We start from the raw sequence: 9,997 nt of genomic DNA, 5'->3' as shown, positions 1-9,997 counted from the left end.
TTTGATTTAGCTTAACCAGCACATCATGCCACCACACTATTTCTTGTAAGAAACATGCCGTATTCTCGTCCGCGCGCGTTCTTTTATTAATAGAGGCCCTGGTTCGTCCCGGACATCTATTTGGCATTGGCCAAGGGACATCCTTTGCGCTGGGAAAAAGAAGGGTTTGGGCTAGGCGAGCTTGGGGCGTTTTGGGGCGATGAGCATGAGGAAGTCTTTGCTTTCCAGGGTGAATCCGTCGTCGGGGTTGCTGAAGACCTTGCCGCCGTCGCCGCGCTGGACCGCGACTGCAATCGAATGGTGGTTTTTCTTTAAGTCGTAGAAGATCTCGTTGAAGCTTTTGCCGACCATCGACGCCGGAATCGGTAATTTGTACAGCTCGTTGCCGCGGTCGTAGGCCAACAGTTCGGAAATGACGGTGGAAATGCCGTGGTTGAGCGCGGCGCGCGCGATCAGGCTGCTGCTTAACTCGCTGTGGACGATGATTTCGTTGGCGTTGGCCCGTTCACAGTGCTGCACATTGCGCTCGTCGGATAACTCGACAATGGTGTATACGTCGGGGTTCATTGATTCAATCGTCAGCGTGGTGAGCACCACGGCGGCGTCGCGCGCGGAAACCGGCAAGGTGTCGTCGCCCATCACGATGGCGGTACGGGCACCCGCGATGTTGGCACGGGCGAAGGTGTCCTCGTCCAATTCGCCGCGGATGAGGTACAAATCGGCGTCGTCTAGGGGTTTGTTTTCCAGCTCGTCGATGATCACAATCGGCGTTTCCGAGGTGGTCGGATCCTTGCGCAATTCTTGGTAGATGAAGTTGGCGCGGCGATTCCAGCCGCACAACACGATGTGGTCGTCAAATTGAATAGTGCCCATGCCGCGATCTTCCTTAAAACGTTTTTCGATCAAAAAGCCGGCCAGGGTGGCGCTTAAGGTCCCCAGCACCCCGATCCCGAACAGCATCAAAAATACGGCGATCACCCGACCGCCCAGGGTGGCCGGGGAAATGTCACCGTAACCGACGGTGGTCAGCGTGACAATGCTCCACCACAAGCCGTCAACGAAACTGAGTTCGTCCTCCAGATGGGAGATGGCGAAACCACTGAGGAACAGCAGGACAAACACCACCACAAAAACGCGGTGCAAGTTCTCCTGAATACAAAACTTGATAAGCCGCTCGACCAGCGTTTTGACTTTCATGCCGCCACCCATCGCCCAACCCACGCAAATACAGCGGGTTGTTTATCTTGATTTAAGACGTTTGATTTCAGTCATTATAGAAAAGGTCGGGGTGCCTTGTCACCCTCGGTACGCGGATTTCCCAAATAGATCGCCCCCGCGCGCACCTCGGCCCCCATCGGCATGAATGATGTGGCCCCGGCAACAGGATCGCGACAGGGCGACCCAATCGCCCCAATTTTCAAGGAATCGGGCCGAGACAGGTTGATTCGGCGAATTTTCCTTCGAAACGGCGGCTCCTATGGCATACTTGAATACTTGCATGTTTTTCCCAATACCTTGCTCAAGAAAATTTAAGGTTGTGGTTACATGGGGCTTAGCGATCTCTGGAAGCATCAGCATAAGGACGGTGAGGACGGCGAGGTTCGTCCGGTCGTCGATATCCCCTCCTCCCTGAAGCACGGACTTGAGACACCGGAAGACACCATGATTGGTCGTGTCATCGCCGGGCGTTACCAAATCGAGTCGGTACTGTCCAAGGGCGGCATGGGGATCCTGTACCTTGCCAAGCACCGCAATCTACCCAAAAAGTTCGCGATCAAACTTATTCGTATGCAAGGACTTAGCGGCCGCCAACGCGAGGTTTACCTGGGTCGATTTAAACGCGAGGCACGGGCCGCGGCCAAGGTCAGCCATCCCAACGTGGTCGAAATTGTCGACTACAACATCATCGATAGCGACACGCCTTACATCGTGATGGAGTTTGTCGAGGGTCAACCGCTCAGTGAGTTTTTGAAGGAATACAGCGACGGTCTGCCGATTGAATGGTTTTTCAGCCTCACCAAACAGCTTTGCCGCGCCATGGAAGCGATTCACCAATCCGGCATGATCCACCGCGATATCAAACCCAGCAATATCATGGTGCGCCACGACAGCGCCGAACTGCACCTGACCATTCTCGATTTCGGTCTGGTCCACCTGATGCAGAACGATCTGGAAACGAACAACGTCAAACTAACGGCCCACGGCCACATGGTCGGCACCCCGGCCTATATGTCGCCGGAACAATGCCGCGGCCAAAATGTCAGCCGCATGACGGATATTTATTCGCTGGGGCTGGTCGCCTACGAAATGCTGACGGCCCAGCCCGCGGTGATCGGCGACGATTACCTGGTGATCATGGGTCGCCAGATTAAGGAAACACCGACCCCGATCCAGCAGTTCCGCCCTGAAATTCCCGACGAAGTCTGCCGCGCCATTGATCGTGCGATTTCCAAACGGCCGGAGGATCGCTACACCTCGGCTCGCGATTTCTACAAAGCCATCGAAATTGAGCAGCACCAATTCACACTCGGAAAAACCCGCGGCAGCGGACACGCCCACCGCCACCTGCTCACGGAAGAATCGGCGGATGTGGAAACCGTGGTCATGGAAGCCCCGCAACCAAGCCCGGCGGCGCGCTGGTGGTGGCTGGTGCCGCTGCTGCTCTTGCCACTGGTGACGGGCGCGGCCTGGCTGGCCGGCTTGCTTTCGTTTCCCAGCGGTTTGGACGAAACCTCCTGGTTCGAAACGCATTTCAGCGAAACCCAAACCTTGCCGCTCGCGAAAAAACCCCTCTTGCAAAATGGGTTGGCGCTGATTCCCGAAAAACGCCTGCTGGCGTTGATTTACGAGGACGGCTCCCTCGAATTCCACAATATTGAAAAAGGCAACTTGGTCCACAAACCCGCCACCAACAACACGCGCTGGCTGGCCCACTCGGTCCCCGCCGCGGGTGACTTCTTGGGATTGCTGGCCCAGGATCAGTGCCGCTTGGCCTTGGTCGACAGCGACGATTTCCAAATAACCACGTTTAATCTGTGTGAGTTGACCAAAGGCGAACCGGTCATGGACATCGCCTTTAGCCCCCGCCTCGACCGTCGCGAGGCGGAGCCCGATTTGGTGGTGCTCACCAGCACCCAGTTGCTTATGCTCGATTGGAACGGTCGCGACCAGTTCGAAATCCTCAAAAGCATGCCCTCCGAGGGACGCGGCCGTTTGGTTTACGACGACAAGGGTTCGTTATTGGCCCACTTCGCCGGCGACAACCAGGTTCGCGTGTACCGCATGCCGGAAAAAGGGCTCATCCTGCGCGAAACCTATTCGGGCGCCGGCCAAGTACAAACGGCGTATTTCTCCGAGGACGGCCGTTACTTGGTGGCCGGCACGCGCGGCAACCAAGTCCTCACCTTCGACTTGTTTAATAAAGTGAAAAAGGCCAACAACAGTTTCGACAACTGGGTACGCTTCTGCATGTTGTTGCCCGACCCAAACCGCAAAAACGAACTACAGGTTTTGGCTTATTCGCAGTCCGGTGATTTCACGGTGCTTCAGTTGGACGGCTTAAAAAAACAGGAACAATTTGAGAGCCAACGCAACCTGTCGATGGCTTACAGCGACGGCGGCGTGTTCGCGTTAGCCAAACCCGACACGGGAAAAGTCCATATTTACCGACGCCTTAACCGCGACATCCTCAACGAAACCGCCTTGCTCGGGGGGAGCGTGTGGGACGTGGCAACGCGCGGCACCAAGGGCCAAATTGTGGTGGCCGGGCTCGATCCCAACATCGCGGTACTGAGCACGGATCCCCCTCGGAGCGGTGCCCGGCTGGAAGGCCATCAAAACAGCGTAACCCGCGTGTCGATCACGAAAAACGGCGAGCGCATGGTTTCCGCCAGCGACGATTTCACCCTCATCCACTGGGACCTCGACGCGGGTCGCATGATCAACCGCACCCGCGCCCATGAGGATCTGGTCAACAACGTGGTACTCAGCCCGGACGATACCTTATGCGTTTCGACCTCCTCCGACCGCACGGTCAAGGTGTGGCGCCTCCCCCAGTTGAGCTTGGAACAATCGCTGGCACCGATGCCGGACAGCAGCGCGGGTGCGGCTTTTAACGACGACGGCTCGCTGCTGGTGATCGGCGACTGGAGCGGGAACCTCCGCATCTACCGCACCGACGGGTTCCAACAGCAATTCACGCAACGCATCAGCACGCGCGGCTTGTACTGGATCAGCTTTTTCCCCGGTCAAAACAACCGCCTGTTGATCAACACCTCGGATCACCAAACCCTGCTGGTTGAACTCCACGACAATGATGTCAAAACCCAAATTCTACCCAACCAAAGCAGCGCCTACGGGGTGACCCACGGTTTCTCGCGCTGGCCGGACGCCAATAGCTTGGCGGTGTTCCGCGGCGACCGCGTGCAGCTTTACACCTCGCCGGGCCTTCAACCGATCGGCAACGCCATCGGGCTCAACGGTGCCCACACCGGCGTGTTTGACCCCAAGTTACCCCGTCTGTATATCGGCACCAACGACGGTCGCCTGCTCACCCTGGACCTCACCAAATGGCCGCGCTGGCAGCAGGTCGACGCGTTTTAACCTAAATTGAGCGATTTGGGTTTAAGCAACGGCTGATTCAACCAGGGTCAAGGTGCCGGTGTCACCATCCAACTCGGCGAGCGCACCGAAGGGCAGGGTTGCGTTGTCCTCGATATGGCCAAACATCAGGCCGCGAACCACCGGTACCCCCAACCCGGAGCAACGGTCGGCAATCACTTCTTCCAAACTGAAGCTGTTGCCTTTACCGGGGGTGCAGTCGGTGCATTTTCCAAAGGCAATCCCGGCAACGCGTTGCAAGCGGCCGGACAGAATCAGATGGGTCAGCATGCGGTCAATGCGGTAGGGTGCCTCGTTCACGTCTTCCAGACACAAGACGGCGCCGTCGAATTGGGGTTCGTAAGGCGTACCGATCATTTGGGTTAGGATCGAGAGGTTGCCGCCGATCAACCGACCCCGCGCTTTGCCGCCGTGAAAACGGGTAATTCGGTTTTCGCGCTCCACTTGGCCGGGTTTGGTTTCAAAAGGCGGCGGCGCGGCCAAAGGCGTCGGCGCCTTAGCTTCCATGACCACCTGCTGAAAGGACTGGAGCGCGTATTCGGAAAATTGTTGGGTTGCGATGGGCCCGTGGAAGGTCACCAACCCGGTGTGGGCCTGAATGGCGCAGTGCAAAGCGGTGATGTCGCTGTAACCGACAAACACCTTGGGATGCGCGGAGATGGTTTGATAATCAACATAGGGCAAAATGCGGCCGGACCCGTACCCCCCGCGCAAAGCCCAAATACCGTGAACGTCGTTGTCTGCAAAAGCTTTGTTAAGGTCCGCGGCGCGGTTGCGGTCATCACCGGCAAGGTAAAGGCTGCGCTCGAACAAATGGCGCCCAGGTTTCACTTTGAAACCCAAGGAATCGAGGACGTCCATGGCAAAACGGATGTCCTCGTTCTCGCGGGTGTTGCTGGCGGGGGCAATCAGGGCAATCGTCTGGCCGCTTTGCAAACGCGGCGGTCGCACCATCACGGGAGCCTCCTTGACGGCCATGAGCCGGTCGGATTTGTTCAGCGGCACCTTGGCCGCGACACAAGACAAACTGTTAACGGCCGCCAAACCGGCCGCGGCGCGCAAAAACACACGACGATCCATGTCGTCTCCTTTTTTTGTCGGTTGAAACGGCCCCCAAACCAAGCACGGACGAAAAAGCGTGCACTTTTGGTGAGCGGGCCCACGTTTCCTTACAGATGGGCGCGCCGAACCGCGATGACACGGCCGCTTTCGACATCCACATCCAGGCTTTTGTAAATGCGTTGGCCGGGTCCCAAACTGGCGGTCCCGGAGGTGGGGTTCCAATCAAAACCCACGGTCACCCGCCAACAGGCGGGGTTTTCCTCCAAGGTTACCTCTTCCAGTAATTTCTCACCAACCCGCTTACCATCAAAAAAGACGTTCAGGTGTTCCAAGGCGATTTTTACCGCTTCCTTCATTTCTACCATTGTTTTCGCTCCCCTAGGGCTTGGGCAGGGTCAACACCCCCACACCGCCGGGCATTCCCATTAAAATAAGCAACGAGATTCGAACTTTATCGTATCAAATTTGGCGCTTGGGTTACTTGATGAAAAGACGGGTGTTTGCTTCCGATCCAAACCGAAAGCGAGCAAGCCCGCATTTCTCACAAGGCGTTCTGCTGCGAAGCATGAAACCCATGCGATTACGAGGGGGCGGCCTTCCGCTTTACTCAGTCGAGCAATACGCGACGGTGCGCTGCTACGCCGAATGGTCGGCCCCGCGATCGGCCCCGCTCCGTTTGCGCTTGGTCGTAATCTTCGTACTTACAAGGCTTTCAGCTTCTCGCACCGAATCCTTGTGAGAATTACGGGCTACTCCGCCACTTAGACAAGTGAGGACGGGCACCGACCCGTGTGCCGACGGCGCGGTGCGGGAAAGCCTTCCCAAAAAAAGGCCCTACACGGCACAAACTCAAGTAAAATGCGGAGAGTAGGACACTTCCAGCCCGTATTGCACATCAGGGTTCGTCACGAACGGCTGAAGTCGCTTCGAATACGAATGCTACGACCGTGGGAATGACCCCGCCGAAGGAAACCAAAGCCGTTGCGGCTGTTTCGGTTCGTAGCCAAATCCTTGAAAAGCCATATAGGTAGGACAGGTGAAACTCAAGCCGGGGTTTCGCTCCACAGGTACCTCATTCCCGTATCCATAGGGACCCTTGATGAATTGCCAACAATGCGGCCAAGAAAATCCAAACGACGCCTTCTTTTGCAGCCGTTGCGGCGCGTCGATCCACGGTGAAGACGTGGGCATGGCCGAACAGGACAGCGATGCTTTTGAAGCCTTGGTGCGCACCCGTTTGGCGAGCGAATACCGCATCCTTCGCGAACTGGGTAAAGGCGGCATGGCGGTGGTGTTCGAGGCGCATATGCTCGAACTGGACCGGCGCGTCGCCTTAAAAGCCCTCCCGCTGGCCCACGCCCACGACCAACACTTGGTCTCCCGGTTTAAACGGGAAGCGCGTTTGGCGGCGGGTTTGAACCATCCCCACATCGTCCAGATCTACAACGTCGGCTCCCAAGGCCCGATCCACTATTTCACGATGCCCTATTTGTCGCAGGGTTCACTTGCCGACATGATCCAAACGGGCATGGAAATCAACCTGGCCGTAACGATTATTTCTCAGATCGGCAGCGCTTTGGATTACGCCCACGGCAAAGGGTTGATTCACCGCGATATCAAACCCGGCAACATCATGTTCGACGAACACAACATTCCCCAAATCTTGGATTTCGGCATTGCCAAAGCCTTGAGCGGCACCCAACTCGCCACCTTGAATATGACGGCCACCAAAGGTTTTGTGGGCACGCCCCACTACATGAGTCCGGAACAAGCTCTGGGCGAAGAGGTGGACGGCCGCACCGATATTTATGCGCTCGGCGTGGTCTTTTTCCAAATGCTGACCGGCACCCTGCCTTTCCGCGGCAAAGACGCCATCGCGGTGATGTACCAACACGTCAACAAAATGCCGCCCGACCCCAACAAGTACCGCCGCGATATCCCCTTCGGCCTCGACGACATCGTACTGAAAATGATTGCCAAAAAACCGGAGGAACGCTTTCAAACCGCGGGCGAATTTGTTCTTGCCTTGGAGGAACTGGGCTTACTCAATGATCGGCCCACCACGATTCCACCCAACTCATCCCTCTCCGGCAGTTTTAATGTCGCCGGCCTGAAAGCACCGCCCGCGCCCGCTGAAGAAACAACGGCGCCGACGGAACAGGCACCACCACCCGTGCCCGCCGCACAACCCACCGCCTCGCCCACGGTTACCCCACCCAACGTGCCGCCCGCAAAACTCGACCCCGGCCCGCGCGGGGAGGACAAACCCAAGATGGCGGTCGGTTCCGACGCCATGCGCCGCAAACAGCAAAACATCTGGATCGCGGCAGGACTGGGTTTGTTTTTGTTGGTGGTGCTGGGCCTTTTCATGATTCCCAGGGGTCACAAAACGGAGGAAACACCGCCGCCGGAAACAGTGAACCAAGCGTCCCGAGACGAGATCCTCGATGATCGCGCCCAACAACAAGCGGACAGCCCGGCCGACGAGGCGGGTATCATTTCCCAACCCGCCCCAATGCCCTTCGCCCGAATTAACGACGACCCCGCCTACTCCAACCGCCAATACCTGGACCAGCTTTGGTCGGTCCGTTCCGCCCCCGCGGTCCCGCCCTTCCAAACCGCGCTTGCCGACGGCGAAACATCCCCCTCCGAAACAGAAACGGAAACGGAAACGAAGGCGGAACCTGAAACGAGCACGGCGGGACCACCGCCGGAGGAAAGCAACCCAGCGCCCAAGCCCGAACCCGTACCCGAACCCGTTTCCAAACCAAAGCCGAGCACAACAACAGCAGAAACCCCGAGATCAAAGCCGAAAGAAACCCAGGAAGCTCGGGAAGCACGGGAACGCCGAAAGATCCAAGGACTGCTGGAAAGGGTAACCTTTGTCGCGGTGCCGGCGGGTTCCTTCCGCATGGGAACCCGCGCACGGCGCTACCCGGACGAGCGCCCACAACGCAAAATCGAAATGAGCGCTTTCCAAATCACCAAAACCGAGGTCACCCAAGAGCTTTGGTCGGCGGTGATGGGTTTTAACAATTCCTGCACGAAGGCCGAAACTTTGCCGGTCCACGGGGTTTCCTGGGGCGAAATCGAGAGTTTCCTGTCGCGATTACAGATGTTTACGGGTCGGAAATTTCGCTTGCCGACCGAGGCGGAATGGGAATACGCCTGCGCGGGCGATAACGCCAAACCGTCGAGCGCCTGGTTCGCAGCAAACACGAGCGGCATCGAAGCGGTGGGCCAAAAAGCGGCCAACAAGTTTGGTTTGCACGACATGCAAGGCAACGTGTGGGAGTGGGTTCAGGATTGGTACGAGGTGGGTTACGACAAACGCGCGCCACGCACCAACCCAACCGGGCCGAGTTCGGGCTCACAGCGCGTCATTCGCGGCGGCGCCTACAATACAGACGCGGGCGAATGCCGCTGCCAAAACCGCGACAGCAGACCGCCGATCCACCGCGACTGCGGCATCGGTTTCCGTTTGGTCGCGGTAGATGAATAAAAAAAATACGCGGAGCGCCTACACAGCCGGCTTTTGACGCCTATTGACCCGCCACATCGTGCCCGGACTTTGCCGCAACCATTTGGCTGGCCAGGCGATAAAGGTCGGCCAGTTCGGGTTCAAGCTGTTCAAGAAGTTCGGCCTGACGGGCGACAACCGCGGCGTCACCGCGAATCGCCGGCCCCGAAAACGGCAGGTCTTGGCCACCGTCCAGCGCATTGGCCACGCTGTTTTGAATCAAGGGCGCCAGCCAATCCAACGCATCCTGTCGATCCGCCGCCAAAGGCGCCAGCAATTGGCACCCGGCACGAATCATCAAAGGCAGGAAGTTGGCGGCATATACGGCGGCGGTATGGTACCGCGCCCACTGATCCCCGGTCAATTGGTGCAAGCGACCACCCCATGCCTGCACCCAAGGCGTAACCAAGGCGGCAACCTCCCCTTCATACGCATAGTGCGTATCGGGCGGCATCGGCGCGCGGTCTCTTTGCGCAAAGGTCTGTAACGGATGGAGCTTGCCGATCACGGCCCCGACATTTTCCAGCGGTTTTGCCACCGATAACGGCGTCGCACCGGAAAAAATGAGCACGGTTTTGCCCACCATGGGGAAGGCGGCCAATTCGGCGACCAAGGGTGCCAGTTCATCGTCACGAACCGTCAAACAAACCACGGAACAGGGTTTGAGCCATGCCGCGAGCGGTTGCGCGTCGCCGCGACGGCGTTCCTGGACCGGCCGACCCACATCGCGCAAGGAAGTCGCCAGGGAACAACCCAGGCGACCCATGCCGATAATACCGACGCTTTGTGTCATGG

At 57.8% G+C, this 9,997-nt stretch carries 6 protein-coding genes; 2 read left to right on the top strand and 4 right to left on the bottom strand.

Features of this window, described 5'->3' with window-relative positions:
* Window positions 1–171: 171 nt before the first annotated feature.
* A complete protein-coding gene (locus J3U88_RS17180; protein ID WP_207860162.1) occupies window positions 172–1,197 on the bottom strand; it encodes a potassium channel family protein in 1,026 nt (341 codons plus the stop codon).
* Window positions 1,198–1,545: 348 nt separating this feature from the next.
* On the opposite strand from J3U88_RS17180, the gene J3U88_RS17175 reads away from it, so the two are divergent.
* Entirely contained in the window at window positions 1,546–4,602 is a 3,057-nt protein-coding gene (locus tag J3U88_RS17175) for a serine/threonine-protein kinase (RefSeq protein ID WP_207860161.1), read from the top strand.
* A 21-nt stretch (window positions 4,603–4,623) separates the two neighbouring features.
* Here J3U88_RS17175 and J3U88_RS17170 read toward each other — a convergent pair whose 3' ends face one another.
* Both J3U88_RS17170 and J3U88_RS17165 read right to left on the bottom strand, forming a co-directional pair.
* Entirely contained in the window at window positions 4,624–5,700 is a 1,077-nt protein-coding gene (locus J3U88_RS17170; protein ID WP_207860160.1) for a S66 peptidase family protein, read from the bottom strand.
* Window positions 5,701–5,789: 89 nt separating this feature from the next.
* Complete coding sequence (locus tag J3U88_RS17165) at window positions 5,790–6,047, bottom strand: hypothetical protein (RefSeq protein WP_207860159.1); 258 nt, start codon at window positions 6,045–6,047, stop codon at window positions 5,790–5,792.
* Window positions 6,048–6,781: 734 nt separating this feature from the next.
* Between J3U88_RS17165 and J3U88_RS17160 the strand changes: the two genes are divergently transcribed.
* Window positions 6,782–9,184, top strand: coding sequence for a bifunctional serine/threonine-protein kinase/formylglycine-generating enzyme family protein (locus J3U88_RS17160; RefSeq protein WP_207860158.1), 2,403 nt, complete (start codon window positions 6,782–6,784; stop codon window positions 9,182–9,184).
* A 40-nt stretch (window positions 9,185–9,224) separates the two neighbouring features.
* Here J3U88_RS17160 and J3U88_RS17155 read toward each other — a convergent pair whose 3' ends face one another.
* Window positions 9,225–9,995: a Rossmann-like and DUF2520 domain-containing protein gene (locus J3U88_RS17155; protein WP_207860157.1), complete on the bottom strand. Its 771-nt coding sequence runs from the start codon at window positions 9,993–9,995 to the stop codon at window positions 9,225–9,227.
* Between the last annotated feature and the right edge of the window lie 2 nt (window positions 9,996–9,997).

Origin of the sequence: Acanthopleuribacter pedis, from assembly GCF_017377855.1 — a bacterium.
GTDB classification, from domain to species: domain Bacteria; phylum Acidobacteriota; class Holophagae; order Acanthopleuribacterales; family Acanthopleuribacteraceae; genus Acanthopleuribacter; species Acanthopleuribacter pedis.
The sequence above is the reverse complement of the archived record's forward strand: the minus strand, read 5'-3'. Positions and strand labels throughout refer to the sequence as shown.

Coding starts and splice junctions, on each gene's coding strand:
- J3U88_RS17160 (WP_207860158.1), top strand. CDS start 6,782: ATGAATTGCCAACAATGCGGCCAAGAAAATCCAAACGACGCCTTCTTT.
- J3U88_RS17180 (WP_207860162.1), bottom strand. CDS start 1,197: ATGAAAGTCAAAACGCTGGTCGAGCGGCTTATCAAGTTTTGTATTCAG.
- J3U88_RS17175 (WP_207860161.1), top strand. CDS start 1,546: ATGGGGCTTAGCGATCTCTGGAAGCATCAGCATAAGGACGGTGAGGAC.
- J3U88_RS17165 (WP_207860159.1), bottom strand. CDS start 6,047: ATGGTAGAAATGAAGGAAGCGGTAAAAATCGCCTTGGAACACCTGAAC.
- J3U88_RS17155 (WP_207860157.1), bottom strand. CDS start 9,995: ATGACACAAAGCGTCGGTATTATCGGCATGGGTCGCCTGGGTTGTTCC.
- J3U88_RS17170 (WP_207860160.1), bottom strand. CDS start 5,700: ATGGATCGTCGTGTGTTTTTGCGCGCCGCGGCCGGTTTGGCGGCCGTT.